The following is an 18,639-nucleotide window of genomic DNA, read 5'->3' as shown; positions in this document are numbered from 1 at the left end:
AGACATGACGGCGACCACCCACCGCACCCCCTCCCTCGGCCCACCGCGCCCGGACGCCCCCACGGACGCCCCCACGCTCGTCGCCGTCGCGCACGGCTCCCGCGACCCCCGCGCCCTCACCACCGTCCAGGCGCTCCTGGCCGAGATCCGGGCCCAGCGGCCCGGCCTGCGCGTGGAACTGGGCCACATCGAACTGGCCGCCCCGCTGCTCGGCGACACCCTCGCCGCCCACGCCCCCGGGGACGTCGTCCTCGTCCCGCTGCTCCTCGGCCGCGGCCACCACGTGGGGCACGACCTCCCCCGCGCCGCCGACGCCGCGCCGCACCTGCGGTCCGTCCCGGCCGCCGCCCTGGGCCCGCACCCCCTGCTCGCCGAGGCCCTGCACGCCCGCCTGACCGAGGCCCGAGGCCGTCGGCACGGCCCGCCCGACGCCGTCGTCCTGGCCGCCGCCGGCTCCCGCGACCCGCGCTCCGCCGCCGACGCCGAGCACACCGCCGCCCTGCTCTCCCGCCGCCTCGGCGGCACCCCCGTCCGGCCCGCCTACGCCACCGCCGCCACGCCCACCGTCCCCCGGGCCGTCGCCGCCCTGCGCGCGGCCGGACACCGCCGCATCGCCCTGGCCTCCTACTTCACGGCGCCCGGCCACTTCGCCACCCGCTGCGCCCGCGCCGCGGGCCCCGGCGTGCCGGCCGCACCGCCGCTGGGCGCCCACCCCGCCCTCGCCCGCCTCGTCCTGCACCGCTACGACGAGGCCCGCGTCCGCGCGCGTCCCGCCCTGTCCGCCCTGCCCGCCGCCGCCTGACGGGACCCGGCGGGCCCGGCTACCGTCGGACCCATGCACGGCACGTACCGCACGTACGACCCGACCGACACCGAGCGCTGGGAGCCCGAGCCGGACAAGCGCCCCGGCCGCACCGCCTTTCAGCGGGACCGGGCGCGCGTCCTGCACTCGGCCGCGCTGCGCCGCCTCGCGGGCAAGACCCAGGTCGTCGCCCCCGGCGGCGACGAGCACGCCTGGGACGCCACCCCGCGCACCCGGCTGACCCACTCCCTGGAGTGCGCCCAGGTCGGCCGGGAACTCGGGGCCGCCCTCGGCTGCGACCCCGACCTCGTCGAGGTCGCCTGCCTCGCCCACGACCTCGGCCACCCGCCCTTCGGCCACAACGGCGAGCAGACCCTCGCGGAGATCGCCGAACCCTGCGGCGGCTTCGAGGGCAACGCCCAGTCGCTGCGGCTGCTCGCCCGGCTGGAGCCCAAACGATTCTCCGCCGACGGCCTCCCCGTCGGACTCAACCTCACCCGCGCCACCCTCGACGCCGCCACCAAGTACCCCTGGCCCCGGGGCGGCCACCCCGACGACCCCGGCTCCCCGAAGTTCGGCGTCTACGCCGACGACGTCCCCGTCTTCACCTGGTACCGGGCCGGCGCCCCACCCGGCCGCCGGTGCTTCGAGGCCCAGGTCATGGACTGGTCCGACGACGTCGCCTACTCCGTGCACGACGTCGAGGACGGCCTGCACGCCGGGCACCTCGACCCCGGCGTCCTCCTCGCCGACCCCGAGCGGCGGGAGGTCTTCGCCGTCGCCCGCGAACGCTACGCCCCGCCCGGCACCGAGGACGCCGAACTGGCCGAGGCCCTCGACCGGCTGCTCGACCAGGAGTGGTGGCCGCACGGCTACGACGGCACCGCCACCGCGCAGGCCCGGCTCAAGGACGCCACCAGCCAGCTCATCGGCCGCTTCTGCCTCGCCGCCGAGCACGCCACCCGCGCCGCCCACGGCAGCGGCCCCCTCACCCGCTACGGCGCCGATCTCATCGTGCCGCGCGGGCCCCGGCTGGAGTGCGCGGTCCTGAAGGCCGTCGCCGACCGCTACGTCATGCAACGCCCCGACCAGGAGAAGCTCCGCGCCGAGCAGCGCGTCATCCTCGCCGAGCTGGCCGAGGTGCTCATCCCGCGCGCGCCCGTCGGCCTCGACCCCCAGTTCCGCGCCCTGCACGCGCGGGCCGCCGACGACGCCGCCCGCGTCCGCGTCGTCGTCGACCAGATCGCCTGCCTCACCGACCCCTCCGCCCGGGCCCTGCACGCCCGTCTCACCCGCCTCCCCGCCCACCCCGCGCACCGAACACGCCGGGCGGAGTGACGGTCACCCCCGCACGGACCGGCCGGTCCGCACAATGGGTGTGCGCCCTTCCCCTGTTCCCGCATGTGCGGGACGCTCCCGGGTGAACCTTCCGGGGGGCGACCGGAACGGCAGCGAGGAGGCACCACGTGGTGGACGCACACGAGACCTTCGTCATCATCGGCGGCGGACTGGCCGGAGCCAAGGCGGCCGAAACCCTGCGCGGGGAGGGATTCGCCGGCCGGGTCATACTGATCGGCGACGAACGCGACCACCCCTACGAGCGCCCTCCGCTCTCCAAGGGCTACCTCACCGGAGACGAGGAGCGCGCGGGCCTCTTCGTCCACGAACCCGCCTGGTACGCCCGCGCCGAGGTCGAACTGCACCTGGGCCAGCCCGCCGTCCACATCGACCGCCACACCCGGTCCGTCCGCCTGGGTGACGGCACCGTCCTGCGCTACGACAAGCTGCTCCTGGCCACCGGCGCCGAGCCCCGCCGCCTGGACGTCCCCGGCACCGACCTGGCCGGCGTCCACCACCTGCGCCGACTGGCCCACGCCGACGGGCTGCGCGGCATGCTCACCCGGCTCGGCCGGGAGAACGGCCACCTCGTCATCGCCGGGGCCGGCTGGATCGGGCTGGAGGTCGCCGCCGCCGCGCGGAGCTACGGGGCGGAGGTCACCGTCATCGAACGCGACCCTTCCCCCCTGCACCGCGTCATCGGCCCCGAGCTGGGCGCCCTCTTCGCCGACCTGCACCGCGAGAACGGCGTCCGGCTGGTCTTCGGCGCCACCCTGGCGGAGATCGTCGGCGCCGACGGGCAGGTGCTCGCCGTCCGCACCGCCGACGGCGAGGAGCACCCCGCCCACGGCGTCCTCGCCGCCATCGGCGCCGCCCCCCGCGCCGCGCTGGCCGACGCCGCCGGGCTGGACCTGGACGCCGCCACCGGCGGCATCGCCGTCGACGCCGCCCTGCGCACCTCCGACCCGGCCATCCACGCCGCCGGCGACGCCGCCGCCGTCCAGCACCCCGTCCTCGACACCCGGCTGCGCGTCGAGCACTGGGCGAACGCCCTGCACAGCGGCCCCGCCGCCGCCCGCGCCATGCTCGGCCAGGACGTCTCCTACGACCGCATCCCCTACTTCTTCTCCGACCAGTACGACGTCGGCCTGGAGTACAGCGGCTGGGCGCCGCCCGGCACCTACGACCAGGTCGTGTGCCGGGGCGACGTCGGCAAGCGCGAGTTCATCGCCTTCTGGCTGCGCGAGAACCGCGTACTGGCCGGGCTCAACGTCAACGTCTGGGACGTCGCCGGGCCCATCCAGGACCTCGTCCGCTCCGGCCGGGCCGTCGACCCCCACCGTCTCGCCGATCCGGCGACCCCGCTCACCGACCTGCCCTCCGCCTGAGGCACACGCCCACCGCCCGCCCACCGCCCGCACGGCGGACACGTGTGGGGCCGGTGCCCGGAGCGAACCGCTCCGGGCACCGGCCCCACACGGCCGTTCAGGTGTTGCTCGTGCCCCAGTCGTCCCCGGCCGAGGCGTTCCGCCGCCCGCCCGCCATCGTCCGCATCCGGTCGCTCACCGAAGGCGGCAGCCGGTCGCCCATCCGGTCGGCCACGGCCGTCCCGGCCTTGCCCGCCGCGTCCCGGCCGCTCACGGCGGCGGCCTCGAAGGTGTTCCGTACGGCCGGGTTCTCGGTGAACCGTTCCGCTGCCTTCCGCAGCTGTTCATACCGCTCACGCCCGGCCTTCGCGCCGGCCACGTAGCCGATCGCCAGACCGGCGAGGAACGTCAGTCGGTACCGCATGCTCGACAACCCTTCCGCTCGTCTTCAACGCTCACTGTCCAGGGTGCCCAGATCCCGCGCGCTTACCGATTTCAAACCACGCCCTGGCATGCGCTAATGTATTGCTCGCAGCGAGGGAGCGCCCCCGGAGGTCGGCGGACGCACCCGCGCAGGGCAGTCCCCTGTAGCTCAATTGGCAGAGCAGCCGGCTGTTAACCGGCAGGTTACTGGTTCGAGTCCAGTCGGGGGAGCACGTCACACGAAGGGCCCCGCGAGGGGCCCTTTTTGGTGATCTTCGCCGATCGTGGAACCACGTCCCACGTGATCGTTGTCTCCCCTCCCGAAGGCCGCAGCCCCGTCCGGGCGGGAGATCGTATAAGGGGCTATGCTGCGGCAGACGGCGCGTACAGATGTACGCGACGCGCCGAACGGGGCGGTAGCTCAGCCGGTTAGAGCAGCGGACTCATAATCCGTCGGCCGTGGGTTCGAGTCCCACCCGCCCCACCAAGCGCAGGCCAGAGATCCGTTCTGACCTGAGTAAATGTGTTTTCGGGGGCCTGTGGGTCGAAGTCTCGCCCAACGGATTCCGCCCCGTTGATGTTACTTCGGTGAACGAGTGGGGCGTGAGTGGTTCCTGGGGCTGTGACCTGCGGGGATGCTGTGGCTGTTGGTGCGGTGAGGTGTGCTGGGGGCGTGCCCAGGGGACACTTAGGGGACACGAGGTTCTTGAAACTACCGTTCGAGTCGATGGCGGGAGGGGCCCGGGCTTCCGCCACACCCGCCCGTACACGGTCGACGAGGGCGGCTTGGGATGCCTTCTCGAGCTGAGGCGCGGCCCGCCTGGGGCGGCCCCCCAGCGCGGTAGCTCGTGGCAATTGACCGGTGCGATGGAGCCTGGCAGCGACCCGCAGTCGTAGAACGGGGTCCGGGGTCGGGGCGCCAACCTCGCGCTTTCACGAGGCGGGCTGTCCAAGAGTTGATCAGAAACACGGAAAGTGCCCTTGACCTGCAACGATAGGACTTGCTGAGGGTCCTGTTGGCTGCAAGGAGAAGAGCGCTTTCCGGGTGAGAGAGCCTATCTCGTCGTACCCACGTGTCCGTTTCCAGGGAGACGGTCGGCAGGTGGTCTCGCAGGCCGGTGCGGTCCTGTTGCTGGAGACGGTCCGCAAGACGGGCCTCGACCAGGCGATATCCGCAGCTTTGGCTCCGTGGCGGAAGCGGCGGGCCCGTCCACGATCCCGGCAAGATCCTCCTGGGCGTCGCCCTGGCGGTCGCACTGGGCGGGGACTGCCTCGCGGACGTCGCCGTACTGCGGGCCGAGCCGGCCGTCTTCGGCCCGGTCGCCTCCGCCCCGACCGTCTCCCGCCTGATCGACACCCTCGCCGCCTCCGGCGAGAAGGCCCTGCAGGCCGTCCGGGCCGCACGCTCCGAAGTCCGTCATCGTGCCTGGTCGCTGGCCGGTGAGAACGCCCCGGACATCCACGGTCAGGTCACCGTCGACCTCGACGGCGTCCTCGGGATCGCCCACTCCGACAAGCAGGACGCGGCCGCGACCTGGAAGAAGACCTACGGCCATCACCCACTGACGGCCTTCGTCGACCACGGACCGGCGGAACCGGCGAGCCCGTCGCCGCCCTCCTCAGACCGGGAAACGCGGGCTCAAACACTGCCGCCCAGCTCGCCCTGGCCCAATTGCCCAAGCGCTACCGACGAGGACGACAGACGCTGATCCGCTCGGACTCCGCCGGCGGCACCCACGGCTTCGTGTCCTGGCTCGCGAAGCGGGGCCGCCAGCATGCCCGCCATCAGCCTCCAAAACCAAAACGGTCCACCGACTCCCTCCGCGGACCGTCATGCAAGATCGAGGCTAGTGGTGTCCGGATTCACCGCACGCTCGCCGTGATCGTGGCTGGCTTGCCGCAGATCTGGTGGATGTCGGCCGACGGGTTGTATGCCTCGCCAACGAAAGATCGGGCTTCAGGGACTGCTGCATGATCGGGTGACACCTGACCTGGCTTGCCGAGAGGCGGCCTGGAGGGATGTCGCAGTGTCCAAGCCGTATCCGAAGGAGTTCCGCGAAAACGGCGTGTGGGTCGCGCGCAACCGCGATCCCGACGTCACGCTGGAGCAGATCGCTGCCGACTTCGGGGTCCACCCGATCACGCTCTCGAAGTGACTGCGCCGCGCCGAGACCGATGAGGGCGCCGGGCCCGTGACGCCGTCGGGTGAGTCCGCCGAGCTGCGCGAGGCCGCAAACGGATCCGGTTGCGGGAGCAGGAGAACTAGGTGCTCAGGAGGGCTGCGGCGTATCTGTCGCAGGCGAATTTGGCGGCAGAATGATGTACCCGCTCGTCCGCGAGCTGGCCGCCGCAGCTGCCCCTCACAGGGTCCCGGTGGCGGTGACGTGCCGGGTGCTCAATCTGGCCCGCCACCCTTGCCCGACCGGTCATCAATGCCAAACTGTCTTAGGCATAACGGGCCGATGCCCTGCTTGACACGCATCGCGACGACCCCGAAGTTCGGCCACCGGTTCCTGCGCGACGAGACGCGCGCCGCTGGCGAGTCGATGGCTGAGCGGACCGCCTGGCGGATCTGCCGGGACAACCGCTGGTGGAGCGCCTCCGGCAAGCGACGGGGCCGCGGCAAGAACGCCAAGGCCGGACCGCCGATCCACGACGACCGGGTGCGCCGCAACTTCACCGCCGACCGGCCGAACCGGCTGTGGCTCACGGACATCACCGAGCACGCGACCGGCGAGGGCAAGCTGTATCTGTGCGCGGTCAAGGACTTGCACTCCGACCGCATCGTGGGCTACTCCATCGACGCCCGGATGAAGTCCCGCCTCGCAGTGGCCGCGCTGGAGTCCGCCGTCGCCCGTCGCAGGGGGCTGAGGGCTGCATCGTGCATTCCGACCGAGGATCGCAATTCCGGTCCCGGAACGGTCGCCGCCGTACTCACCCGGCACACTTGGTCGGCTCGATGGGCGCCGGGTCGGGGCCGTCGGCGACAACGCCGCGATGGAGAGTTTCTTCGCGCTGCTGCAGAAGAATGTCCTCGACCGCCAAGTCTGGGCTACCCGGCAGGAGTTGCGGATCGCGATTTTCACCTGGATCGAGCGGGCCTACCACCGACACCGACGTCAGAAACGCCTGAGCCAATTGCCCCCCGTCGAGTACGAGACCATCATGACCCCACCCGCAGCCCTGGCTGCATGAACCCCGCTGTCACCCGATTATGCAGCAGTCCCAGGCCTGAAAAGCTCAGGCGCCTGGTGGGGCAACCGAGACACCGACGCCCACCGAGCTTCTCCAAGTCGCGTGGATGAACCCATGCAGCTCCTTCCGATGATCATAGGACGGAGCGCGGCTTGTCAGCGTCGCAGGGGGCGCGCGAAGTGGACTACCTCACGCGCCCCGCTCGGGTTCTCCCGGTCACGAGCGGAACGGTGACACGGCTGGTGAAACCCACTGCAGAGCGACCACGCACGCGACGTGAAATCACGCACCTACTCGTCTTCGTCGTTGAGGAGATCCTCGTAGCTGTCCGGATGCGAGTCGGACTCCTCAGCCTCGTCCTCCTCGTCGGTTTCAACGGATTCGCCGATGGCAACCGGAAGCTCAAGAGGTGTTGCCGAAGATTCCGAAGAAATCCATGCCTCAAACTCCGCATCAGTCACAAAGAACCATGTGACCAAGGCCTTGCGAAGTTCCTTCGTGGCTAGTTCCACTGCCGCCTTACGTCGCTGCTCTTCCGTCTGACCGGGGCGTCCGGTCCTGAGCGCCTTGATCCGCTCTTCGACACAAAAGCTTCGGTACATTCGACGAGCGTCGGAGAGCATTCGATCGAACGCGTTGCGCCCGTTGAGCCATTCAGCGACATGTTGCCAGGAGTCGGGGGTAGCAAGCACCTCGAGCCAGAAGTATCGGAAGTAGACGGCCCGCGCAGTTTCGAGCTTGGAGATCAGGTTGATCGGGTTCGTGACCCCCTTACCAAACGCCAAGCGTCGATCCTTCGCTTTCCCCTTTCCGGTCTCATGCAGGAAAAATGCATTCCAGCCACGCGTGAGAGCTTCAGCGAAAGCTGGAAGTTCATCGAGGCTCCAGTTCCCGACTTCCGCCTTCCGCATCTCCCAGAGAGATGCCATGGTCATCACCATGCCGAGTTGACAAGCATGGGTATTGAGAACGGCGTACGACGCCTTGCTGGCCTCACGTTTTTCGGCGGCCGTTGAGCCGAGATACTCGTCTGACCGAAATACCTCGAACTCGCTCTGCTTCTCCTCTATGACTTCCCATGCGCGCAACACGTCGTCGTCGGGCTTGCGCTTGAGCGCCCCATGCGCTTCCCTGGCCTTATCTGTGTAGTGGTCGTAGCTATCCTTCAGCGTCCAATACACACCAACCCCGCCGAACAGGGCGTCACGAGCGAGCGAGGCAAAGATTTCGACGCCATTCCACCCCTCCTGCATGCGCCGCAGCGCGCGCGAGTGTGCGGCGTACGGGGCCACCTTTGACAGGAGAGTGAGGATCGCTCGTCCCCAAGTCTCGGAGAATCGATCGCTCAGGACTGTCGACTGGCCGACCGGGAAATACGTGTTCCCCATGGCGTCACGCCGGTAAGTGAACCCCTCATCCTGAATCTCTGCAGGGAACAGTTCCGCAACTTCGAGCTGCTTTCGCATGAAAGCGTCTCGCTCGGGTTCCTTCTCGCGCCCACTGATTTTCTTAGTGACATCCGTCAGGTATTTAGGGTGGCCGAAGACACAGCGGTTCGCTGCCTCCTTGAGCAGGTGGATATTAGTGAGGACGGACCAACGTGCAGGGCGCGTGGTATTGATCTCAGGATTATCATACTCGACCGCATAGAGGGGAAGCAGGTCACTGTTATCCGCCCCACGCAGTTCGCTCAGCATGCTCCGCGTGAGGACGTTGACGAGTTCAGCGTCCGAAAGGAGGATGATGCGTGACTCGCTGGGCTCCTTGGCTTCTTTGTTGACATCGACGAACAGCGTCCGAGCTGCCTCATGCGCATGCCCGGACTCACCCACGCGGTCTGGAAACCAGCAGACTGTGACGGGAACCTCTACGTTGGAAAGGTCGAGCTGCGATGAAACGCCTCCCTCGGAGAGGTGGCGCTGCACCTGCTTCTCATAGAAGTCTCGGAATTTCTCGCCCTTACTCCCACGCCACTTGTGCGACATGGTGCGATCGATGGCAAGCAATGCCATGGCCCTGTGTTGTCCATCGAGGACAACGAGCCGGGATGCATGTTCATTCCACCGTAGCTGAGCGAGATTCACTGGGTGGTATTTCCCATCCTGATCCACCACCCGGCGAACCGCGAAGGCATCGCCAGCCTGAACCTGCTCCCACGTCAGGTCGTTGTCGTCGACCTCCTCGGCACCCCCAAGATTGGGAAAGTGTGAGGGAGAGCCATCTCTGAAGGGCAGAAGGACTGCCATGATCGGAGGGAAAAACGCCGGCCCCGTCGCGCGGTTCTGAAGAAGATACGGGATCAATCCTGTCGCTACACGGTGGTCATCAAGGTCACGCTGCAGGAGCTGGTTGAAGTCCAGCATCTCTGCGTCCATGACTTCCCGGACCGGCGAAAGGTGCTGGGTCAGCAGCCGCTCCGGGGCAGGCGACTCCTCACCCAGGCGCGCCTTCGTCATAATGTAGTCAACGCGCCCGGCAGGAGTGGTGAAGGTCCCCCAAGTTCCCTGCACGTAGTCGCGAAACGTGCTTTTTCCCGTAGTACGAAACAACACAGTTACTGCCTTCCCAAGACCGGCGCGAACAGACGATGGAGCAGCCACTCGGCTGATTGCGCGCTCTCACGCAATGAATTGACGGAGGTGCTAGATTCCAACCCCTTCAAGTCGATGATCCACGCCTCAAGATTTTCCATAGGGATCCCGCGAGAGGCTGCGCGCTGGCCAAAATTCTTGGCGTCGCCTCGCAATCTCTCCATGTCATTCGGGCTCTTGCGAAGCCATTCCATAGCCCTGCTGTAGTTTGACCGATGCTTCTGAAGACGCTCATTCAGGTTTTCAGCCACTCCGATGTAGAGCGGGGACGAGAATACGGGTGTCGCACGACCGAGGAGTTGAGCCAGTGCGCGGCGCCCTGTCTGCGAGCTGATGGTGTTCTCCAGGGCTTCCCTGTCCCGCTCACGTCGATCATTCTCTCGACGTTCGGCACCACTTTCAGAAGGCTGCGACTGCTTATGGTTGACGCCGTGGTCCAATTCCAGGGTTCCATCCCAGCGCCCTCCATACGGGGCCGAGCCACGCAGGGCTATCGGCAGCGGTTCATAGAAGCTTGCGTACTCCCGAAGAAGGCCAAGGAATCCCTCGATCGAGGCGTCTCGACCGTCGACTGGGTTGGTCTCCCAGTCCTGAACGCTCGCATGGAACTTCACGTACCAGGCATAGATCCCTGGTGATTCCGGCGCCTGTTCTACGTCGAGCATGCCGAACCGGAGGGCCGCCCGGTCATCAGCGCCTGCGTCGGCATCCTCTATGACACCCAACTCTGTCCCCGTCTTCGTCCCTTGGTGTGCGCCTGTCCGTCCCAGGACACAGATCCGGATCAGCATATGCCGCATCGGGCCGCCGACGGGCTCAGATGAGCCATCCAGCGGTTGTGCTCTCGAAGCGAGGTTCCCCAGCCGATGAGAGCTCGATCGGCCGGGTGGACGGTACGTCAAGTCTCAGCAGATGAGCCGAGTTGCTCTGACCTGCGGTGTGAGGGGGTTCGGCGTTGCCCTGTCCCCTATGACATGTGAGCGATCCCCACCGCACTGTCGGAGGGCCGCTCTACAGTGGCAGCACCTGCTCATGCCGGAGTCGACCAGACGGCGACGACGGCCAAAGGGAGAGCGGGTAACAACTGAGTGGGTCCGGCTATAGCAGCCGGGCACCCGGAGAGGAGCTTTGATGCTCCAGCTCGACGACGTGCGCTTCGAGACGATGCGCCGCCTGCACGACATGAACAAAGCACGGCCCTGGGACAGCGAGTACCTCGACGTCCTTGACACGGCGCTGAGCCTGACGCTCGGTGAGGAGCGTGTGGTAGAGAACCCCGACCAGCTCTGCCGGAATGTCATCCGGGACGCACGCCGCACGATTCGGCGGTCCCAGGCCACCTCACGTGAGAACGCCGCGCGTCGTCCACTGGCCGACGCATCACGCCGACGTGTTCTGGCAGTGTCCTTCGACGGGGCACCGGCCGCGGAGATGGTCACGTACGACACCCCGGAGGCCCGTGCCCTCGTTACTGAGACCGTTCGGGAGCTCGCCGCCTTCGCGTCCACTCTCGGTCCGCACGGTGTCGGTTGTCTTCAGGGGATGCTCGACATGATGACCGTCCCGGAATCGGCACAGCACACGGGTGTCTCGGTAGCCACGGTCGAACGTGCCCGGCGCGCCGTACGCAACCACGCCCGCACGCTCATCTGCTTCGCCGCGTGATGGCGTCACACCCCGTCCGGGTCGCTGAACCGTACAGGGGGGCCGCCAGGTCCGCTCTGCGGTTCACCCGGAGCGTCGTGACCATGCAGATCCCGACGGGCACGGCCGGTGCCTACGTGCTGCTGCGGTACTACCCCAACGATGCCCTCCCCGTTTACGACGGACGCTCTGATACCTGCCTGCGCCGTCGGCTGATCCGTCATCCACTGCGCGGACTCGCGAGTCGCTTCCTGGTGGCCCCCACCTGCAATCCCGAACAAGCCTTCGCCGTCGAATCGCCCTGGTACCACCAGTACAGGTCTGAGGGCTTCCCCGTCATGAACCGAATCCACCCGGCAAGCCCGGCTGGCACAGGTCGGCGCTGCCCCTTCTGTCCTAACGGCGCCACTGCGAGGGCACTCGACAGGACGTTCCCGAACCCCGTCCCCTCGATTTCTAGGAGCACGCCATGAGCACTGATGACACGAACATCGTCCCCATCGTCCTCTCCGGCCAGGCCCTCCTGAGCCTCCGCGAGTCCGGCCACAACTTCCCCTCGGCGGTTGGCGAGGTGATCGACAACAGCATCGAGGCCCGCGCGAACCACATCCAGATCATCACCGAGGAGGCGATGAAGAAGAACAAGAGGTCCATTACCCAGGTCTCGTTTATCGACGACGGCGAGGGGATGGACGACGAGACCCTCCAGCATTACCTGCAGCTCGGGTTCTCGCAGAGGTTCATGTCTGAGAAGACCATCGGTAAGTTCGGTGTCGGCGCGAAGCTCGCCGGTCTCAGCGTTGGCATGCGCATCGATGCGTGGTCCCGCGTCGACGGGAGTGACCGGATTCGGCACGTCTTCTTCGACCTCGAAGAGGGTATCGAAGCTGAGAAGCGCGGCGAGAAGGTCGGTATCCGTCCCCCGGATGACGAGCCGATCCCGGCCCACCTGGAGATCTACTTCCCCGAAGGCTCGGGCACGCTGGTGATGTGGTCGAAGATCGACCGTGTCTCTGATGGAGACGGGCGTAGTGCGCCGGACCACGTCCGCGTCGAGATGAACAAGGAATTGTCCCGCATCTTCCGGGAGTTCCTGAGCAGCGGCATCCGCATCACCGTCGACCTCACGGATCTGAAGCCTCACGACCCAACGTTCCTCCGCAAGGGCACGTGGGCTGACCAGGTCGTCACTGAAGAACTCGCTCGCACCAGCGGTCGTTCCCGGGCGGGCGGCCAGCACTTCCCCGGCCAGACCTTCTTCAACAAGGAGGTCAAGGTGCAGAACACAAACCACAAGATCCGCGTGGTCATCACCCTGGCGCCGCCACAGGTCTTGCGCTTCAAGGGTGCTGGCGGCGACGCCTTCGCCAGAAAGCTCCGTATCCCGGAGAACGAAGGCGCCATCAGCTTCATGCGCCTCGATCGCGAGATTAACTACACCCTCGTGCCCCGCTTGTTTCCGGGCGGAGTCCAGACCAAGGACCGCTACATCGGCTTCGAGGTCTACTTCACCCCCGAACTGGACCGCATGATGGGCGTCCGCAACGTCAAGCGCGGCGCGGTTCCGGCAGATGAGCTGCGGGCGACGCTTCGCACCATCGCCGAGAGCGTCATCCCCAACGCTCGTGAGGAGATCGACCGCATCTGGGGCGAGGTAAACCGCGATGACGCCGTGAAGGCGGGTGAGCACGCTCCCATCACGAAGGCGCTCAAGGAAGCGGATCGCACGATGCCGAAGGGTCGGGTCAAGCAGGTTCCCACTCCAAAGCAGCAGGAGCGGGAGTACGAGAACCTTGCAAAGGATGCTGGCCGGAACACGACGGAGGAGGAGAAGGCCGCTTACGTGAAGGAGATCAAGGATCTCCCGTTCGTCATCGAGACGGTCGACATCCCCGGAGACGATCTCTTCCAGCTGACGCACCTCAAGGAGCAGACGATCATCCGGCTCAATGAGCGTCATGTCTTCTACCAGGAGATGTACGAGCCTCTGCAGTTGCTGTCCAAGAACGGAGGCAGCTCGGGCACAGGCCCGGACGCATCGGTGACCGCACGCCGCGCTATCGAAGCCATTACGCTTCTCCTGGTAGCGTACGCGAAGGCGGAGTCCATGCACGAGACTCCGGTGGATCAGTACAAGGAGCTGCGCAAGTGGTGGGGCAGCTTCACGGAGCAGTACCTGACGAAGATCAAGGACGTTCTCTGACGGGAGACTGCGCCGGATGACGAAGGCGGCCGGCTGGGATCGAGTGTCCCAGCCGGCCGCCTTCTGCCCGACGGGTCGTCAGGCGACCGAGAGCTGCACGAAGTTGCTGATGCTCTTCAGATCTCGGCGGCCGTGCAGGTATCCGACTCCGCGGTGGATGTGTACCAGGAGGGTTCGGGACACGGCTTCGTCGGTTGCCTCTTCGCCATCTGTGAGGCATCGCTGCTTCAGGAGCGCCAGGTAGATGTCTCCATGGGCTCCCGCGAAGGTCTTCCAGCTCATCTCGACGTTGGAGTCGGTGACAATGTCCCGTACGAGCGGGGTCGACGGATCACGGAGGGACAATGCCAGCGCCCACCGACACAGGACGTTCCAGTGGCTGATGCCGGTATGCCGCTTGAGCCATACGAGTTGGTCCTTGGCGGTCTGCGAGAGGCGGACTGTCTCAAGCGACATACGCTGCTCCTGAAGTCCACCAGTAGCCGGACTCAACGCTGGTGGCGAGGGTCTTGTCGTCATGCACGAGGGTGTAGGTATGGGCAATGTTGGGCTTGAGCCGCTTGAGGAGCTGTTCGTCGATCTCCTCATCTGTGGAGAGCAGGAGTACCTGCCGACCGGCCTCTGGGAAGTACCGGTCCACGAGGTGCTTCCGGTGCTGGCTGTCCAGGCGTCCGAGGGGGGTGTCGATGATCGTAGGCAGTCGGTTCCCCGCTGCCTTCGCCAGGCCCCACAGAAGCGACACTGCGAGGAGCTGCCGCTCGCCGGCGCTGAGTCGGCGGGGGTCGACCGGCTCGTTGTCCGGGCCGGTCAGGACGAGCGTGTACTTGCTGGTGTCGATCGAGATGTCTCGGATAAGGCCCTGCTTGCGCATGAGGGTGTTGAAGCTCTTAAGAACTGCTGCTTCAACGACCTCGATGTGGTGATCAAGCATCTCGTCGCTGAGTTTGGTCAGTGTGCTGCGGGTCTTGTCCGAGTAGTGGATGACCCGCTTGAGCCATTCCGACCGCCACTCGGCTTCTCGGCGGGACTTGTGGGACCGGTCCAGATCTTCTTTGAGTCGTACGTGCCGGGCTGTGGCCTCGGCATGTATGGCCTCTGCTCGTTTGACCTGTGCTTCGGCCACGGCCACCTTCTCGAGGGCAGCCTGCCGCTCCATCACGAGAGTGCCGATGACCTCGTCGTCGGGTACCGCGTCGACGCGACGCTGGGCGATCTCAAGGTCTTCAGCGAGCTTGCTTGCATCCTTGAGTAGTTCGTTTGCTCGGTTCGTGTCACCGGCCAGAACTTGTTCCAGGGTGATCAGTTGCGTCAACGCATCGTGCGGGAGTCCGAGGTTCTGCGGCAGATCGACGACACCAGCGCGCTTCTTGCGGTCGGCGGCCAACTTCTTCCGTAGAGCCGTGCGCGCCTCGGCAGGCAGCTCCTTGGTGATCTGTTGCAGCAGCCACTTGTCCCGCTGTTCCAGCACGCCGAGGACACGTGAGGCGTCGTCTGCCTCGCGTTCCAGCTCTGCCTGGCGTTTCACTTCTTCGAGCTGCTCCTGGAGCAGAAGGAGGGGAAGAGCGCCTTCTGACAGTGACACGAGCGCCTTGTTCGTGGTCTGAGCCTGGCTCTTGAGAGCATTCCGCGCCGCTTCAAGCTCCTTGCGACGCTCGTACTCGACGCCGCCTGCACGCTCAAACTTGCGCTCACTGTCTTGGAGTTCCTTTTTACATCGATCCAGATCCGACCTCGCAGCGGACGCCATCTGGTTAGCGTCCTCGGCCACCTGCTTGGCGTGGCTGTATTCGTCTTCCTGTTCCCGGATCTTGTCGAGGACATCTTGATGCGCTCCGGAGAGCTGCTGTCGGTTCTCGAACGTTTTCAGGATCTGCCCGAGGCTCTTGACCGCGCTGACACCGAGCAGGGAGTGAATCGCGGACTCGATGACTCGTGCCGCACTTCGCGGGTCAGCGAGTTCCTCGATCTTCTCTCCGTCGAAAAAGAATAGGGCGGCGACGTCAAGGGGAAGGATGGATTCGACGTGGTCTGCCCAAGTCTCGGTGACCGTGCGACTGAACTTTCCGTTTACCAAGACTGTAAGGAATTCACGGAGCGTCTTCTCTCCCGTGAAGAGCCAGTTCCGTACAACTCGGTAGTGCTGCTCCACGCCCTCTACCACGATGGAGAACTCCAATGTGATGGAGGCGCCAGCCTTAGGGTCGGCGTTCCTGTTGATACACTGCTGGAGGTACTCGTTGTACGGGCGGCTACCGCGACCGCTGCATTCAGCTTTGGGTCCGTAGAGGACGAGCTGGATGGCGTCGAGCAGGGTGGTCTTGCCGCAGCCGTTCAACCCTCCGATAAGGACGATGGGACGTCCGGGTTTTGTGCTGAGGTCGAGGCGCTGTTCCCCTTGATACGCCCCGAAGTCGTGCAGGGTGATCTTATGCAGAAGCATTGGTCTTCTCTTCGTCGAACGTGCGGGATTCCACCTGTGGGGCTTTCTCGGCGCGGGCTCCGGAACTCTGCACCTCTTGCTTCAGTTTTGCGAACTCCAGTGCGTCCTGCTCATCCTCGTAGAAGCCCTTCTCGATGACTTTCTCGATGGCTTCGTAGAGCCCTTTACGGCGGGTCTTAGTGCGGTATTCCCGTTCGACAGCCAAGAGCTCGCGGACCATTGTGAAGTGGATTTCGTCGTCGCCGCAGACCTTCTTGAGGAGCTCGATCTCGCTAGCGCGGACGACGAGTTGCTCTTCGAGGTCTTGGCCGGGGAACTTCTCGCCGGTCGCTTCCTCGTAGATTTGCGGCAGGATGTCTTCCACTTCGTGCTTCTTGAAGACCCAGAGTCGGCGGATCTCGTGCAGCTCTTCCATGGTGATGAGTTCGATCGTGCGGGCTTCTTGAGGGCCGTTCTTCCGTACGTATGCCTGGGCCTCAAGGAGCTTGCGCAGCCAGTCCGCGCGCGCCTTCTGCGTATACGGGCCCTGGATGATGCGGTCGTTGAAAAGCTGCACTCGCCCGTTCATGCGCCGGAAGTCGCGTGTCTCCTTCTCGCTGGAGACGTCATCGAGCTCGTTGCGCAGGGCGAGCAGTGGGAGCATCCATCGCTTCTGCTCGGGGTCGTTCTGGATCATGGCGGTCATGGACTTGTCCTGGTCCACGAGAGTGCAGGTCCAGCAGCCGAACCGGCTGTCACCACAGGAGGGTGTGGTGTCGTCGACGACGAGGGGGCACTCCGAGTCGCTGGAGGCACCCTGGTACATCGTGAGCAGGTCCTTGTTGTTGTATCCCCAGGGGTTGGCCTGCTGCATGAGGAACGCCCAGACCTCGTCGTTGGTCCAGTCCTCGATAGGGCTGTACACAAGCGAGTTGGGTAGATTGCCGTTGGGTGAGAGGCGGTCGCGTACACGTCCCTTTTCGTGCTTGGCCATGGCACGGGCACGGGCCTGGCTCTCCGCCTTACGGATTCCCAGCACAAGGATCGCTTCGCCGTGCCGGCGTACCACCGAGCGGATGAAGCGGTTCGACGGCTTGATCTTCATGCGCTCGGTGCACCACCGGAACTTCGGCCGGGGCGCCGGATATCCGCGGCCGATGAGGTTCACCCAGAAGGTGTCTTCGACCTTCGGGGTGAGGCGGTGGGGCTCGATAGGCAGATCCTGTTCGGTCGCTGCCTTCTTCATCGTGTCGAGGGATTGGGAGACCCAGGAGGCGACGATGGGGTTTTCGACGAGTGTGTCAGTGCTGATGACATGCACAGGCTTGGTGCGCTGCGCGGCGGGAAGTTCCTTCAAGGCGAGCCAGACGAGCTGAAGGACGGCAGTTGAGTCCTTGCCTCCGCTGTAGCCGATTACCCAGGGCACCTCGTCCGCGCTATAGAGCTCGCGAACCTCCTCGGTCAGCTCGCTCACGACTTCGGAGAGACCGCGTCCCTGGAAGGGGACAGTCCGTGTGGCGGTGCTCATGAATCTCCTCGCACGTATGCTTCTTCTACACGCTGTTCTTCTGGACTGAGCTGCAAGACCATATGCCGCCGAAGGTAGTTGACCGTAAGGGCCAGGTTCTGATGACTCTTCGATACGCGGCCACCGACGAGAGCCCGGCCCTCCCAGTCGGTGTTGCTTCGGGACCAGTCGACCGTCTTCAGACGGTTCAGTTTTGACTTCCAGCTCTTCTGCGTCTGTGACTCCCTCAGCAGCGTGTTGCCGATTCTGCCGAGCGCGTGCAGGGCGATGCCATGGCTGTGGATAAAGTCGCGACGCACTTCGGGAGCGGTCATCTCACGGCCTCGCACCAGTGCCCATTCGGGCACGACCGTATCGACTGCCTCCCAGTACAGGCCAGCGAGTGCTTCCGCCCGCTCCTTGTCGACCTTGAGACCTTGGAGGAGGGACTGGGTGGCGTAGTAGACGGCGCTGAGGGTGAAGAGCTTGCGGGACCGCTGGGACAGAGTGCTGTTCTCCATCTCGACGTGCCCCTTGAAGACAGGGGACTTCATCGCGAGCAGACGCGCGATGATGGCGAGGTCGTCGCGGTGGTCGTAGAGGACTCCGATCGACCTGGCCGGGCGGACGGCGTGGCGGTTTAGGTCGGCGAACATCTGCTGGCAGCGGGCAAGTCCGGCGTCGTAGAAGAAGACGACGGCGATCGTCTCCTCACCGAGATCTGGGTTCTCCTTGAGGGCCTGCTCGATGGCTGCGCGGCGGTGCTGCCCGTCATTGATGAGGAAGCGGGCTGCCATGGGGATGCGCAGCTGACCGGCGCGCATGCCCACACCGGAGTCCCCGATGCTCTGGAAGTGCATCTCACCGTCGACGGAAGCGGTGAGGGCACTGAAGACGTAGTCGTCCGGATTGTCCACAATGTACCGGGTAAGGGCGGGGAGTCTCCCCTTGTTCAGTACCCGTTGGGCCCGCACTTCGGGGGCCAGTTCGTCTTCGTCGAAGAGGAAGATCTTCGGAATGAGACGAAGCGGACACATGGATACATAGAACTCACGCCCGGCCTGTACCCCTCGAATGGCTGGAAAGATGTAGTCGAAGCCAGAGGATGTGGCGGTGTCAGCGAGCTGCGAAGGTGACGGTGATCCCACCT

General features: G+C 65.7%; 12 protein-coding genes, 2 tRNA genes and 2 pseudogenes. 9 read left to right on the top strand and 7 right to left on the bottom strand.

Going from position 1 to position 18,639, the window contains the following annotated elements; all coding sequences use genetic code 11:
* Positions 1-4: 4 nt before the first annotated feature.
* The 3 genes from IF129_RS03490 (at position 5) to IF129_RS03480 (ending at position 3,528) form a co-directional block, all read left to right on the top strand.
* Positions 5-802 carry a sirohydrochlorin chelatase gene (locus IF129_RS03490; RefSeq protein ID WP_191207886.1) on the top strand — a complete coding sequence of 266 codons (798 nt, stop codon included), beginning with the start codon at positions 5-7 and terminating at the stop codon, positions 800-802.
* Positions 803-835: 33 nt separating this feature from the next.
* Complete coding sequence (locus tag IF129_RS03485) at positions 836-2,140, top strand: deoxyguanosinetriphosphate triphosphohydrolase (RefSeq protein WP_191207885.1); 1,305 nt, start codon at positions 836-838, stop codon at positions 2,138-2,140.
* Positions 2,141-2,268: 128 nt separating this feature from the next.
* Positions 2,269-3,528, top strand: coding sequence for an NAD(P)/FAD-dependent oxidoreductase (locus IF129_RS03480; RefSeq protein WP_191207884.1), 1,260 nt, complete (start codon positions 2,269-2,271; stop codon positions 3,526-3,528).
* Between the two features lie 97 nt (positions 3,529-3,625).
* On the opposite strand, the gene IF129_RS03475 is transcribed toward IF129_RS03480, so the two are convergent.
* A complete protein-coding gene (locus tag IF129_RS03475) occupies positions 3,626-3,931 on the bottom strand; it encodes a YtxH domain-containing protein (protein ID WP_191207883.1) in 306 nt (101 codons plus the stop codon).
* A gap of 157 nt (positions 3,932-4,088) precedes the next feature.
* On the opposite strand from IF129_RS03475, the gene IF129_RS03470 reads away from it, so the two are divergent.
* From IF129_RS03470 to IF129_RS03455, 4 genes and pseudogenes are all read left to right on the top strand, one after another.
* Positions 4,089-4,161 (top strand) — tRNA-Asn (locus tag IF129_RS03470).
* A gap of 179 nt (positions 4,162-4,340) precedes the next feature.
* Positions 4,341-4,417 (top strand) — tRNA-Ile (locus tag IF129_RS03465).
* 558 nt (positions 4,418-4,975) lie between these two features.
* A pseudogene (locus tag IF129_RS03460) lies at positions 4,976-5,701 on the top strand (transposase); the annotation flags it as partial.
* A gap of 256 nt (positions 5,702-5,957) precedes the next feature.
* Positions 5,958-7,125, top strand: a pseudogene (locus IF129_RS03455) (IS3 family transposase).
* Positions 7,126-7,415: 290 nt separating this feature from the next.
* Here IF129_RS03455 and IF129_RS03450 read toward each other — a convergent pair.
* Positions 7,416-9,677 carry a ParB N-terminal domain-containing protein gene (locus tag IF129_RS03450; protein WP_318153525.1) on the bottom strand — a complete coding sequence of 754 codons (2,262 nt, stop codon included), beginning with the start codon at positions 9,675-9,677 and terminating at the stop codon, positions 7,416-7,418.
* A gap of 2 nt (positions 9,678-9,679) precedes the next feature.
* A complete protein-coding gene (locus IF129_RS03445; protein WP_191207882.1) occupies positions 9,680-10,507 on the bottom strand; it encodes a hypothetical protein in 828 nt (275 codons plus the stop codon).
* A 340-nt stretch (positions 10,508-10,847) separates the two neighbouring features.
* Here IF129_RS03445 and IF129_RS03440 point away from each other — a divergent pair, with 340 nt between their 5' ends.
* Together IF129_RS03440 and IF129_RS03435 are read left to right on the top strand one after the other, a co-directional pair.
* Positions 10,848-11,381 (top strand): hypothetical protein, encoded by a 534-nt coding sequence (locus IF129_RS03440; RefSeq protein WP_191207881.1) that lies wholly within the window; start codon positions 10,848-10,850, stop codon positions 11,379-11,381.
* Positions 11,382-11,829: 448 nt separating this feature from the next.
* A complete protein-coding gene (locus IF129_RS03435) occupies positions 11,830-13,563 on the top strand; it encodes an ATP-binding protein (protein ID WP_191207880.1) in 1,734 nt (577 codons plus the stop codon).
* A 78-nt stretch (positions 13,564-13,641) separates the two neighbouring features.
* Here the strand turns inward: IF129_RS03435 and dndE are convergent, their stop codons facing one another.
* The 4 genes from dndE to dndB are packed head-to-tail and all read right to left on the bottom strand — an operon-like array spanning position 13,642 to position 18,637.
* Positions 13,642-14,019 (bottom strand): DNA sulfur modification protein DndE, encoded by a 378-nt coding sequence (dndE, locus tag IF129_RS03430; protein ID WP_191207879.1) that lies wholly within the window; start codon positions 14,017-14,019, stop codon positions 13,642-13,644.
* Positions 14,009-16,003: a DNA sulfur modification protein DndD gene (gene dndD, locus IF129_RS03425; RefSeq protein ID WP_191207878.1), complete on the bottom strand. Its 1,995-nt coding sequence runs from the start codon at positions 16,001-16,003 to the stop codon at positions 14,009-14,011. Before dndD ends, dndE begins: the two co-directional genes overlap by 11 nt.
* On the bottom strand, positions 15,990-17,510 hold the full coding sequence (gene dndC / locus IF129_RS03420) for a DNA phosphorothioation system sulfurtransferase DndC (RefSeq protein WP_191207877.1): 1,521 nt from the start codon (positions 17,508-17,510) through the stop codon (positions 15,990-15,992). The genes dndD and dndC overlap by 14 nt, the downstream gene beginning before the upstream one ends.
* Positions 17,507-18,637, bottom strand: coding sequence for a DNA sulfur modification protein DndB (gene dndB, locus IF129_RS03415; protein ID WP_318153524.1), 1,131 nt, complete (start codon positions 18,635-18,637; stop codon positions 17,507-17,509). The genes dndC and dndB overlap by 4 nt, the downstream gene beginning before the upstream one ends.
* Between the last annotated feature and the right edge of the window lie 2 nt (positions 18,638-18,639).

It is taken from the genome of Streptomyces chumphonensis, from assembly GCF_014779715.1.
Taxonomy (GTDB): Bacteria; Actinomycetota; Actinomycetes; order Streptomycetales; family Streptomycetaceae; genus Streptomyces; species Streptomyces chumphonensis.
This window is presented reverse-complemented; position numbering and strand designations above follow the sequence as displayed.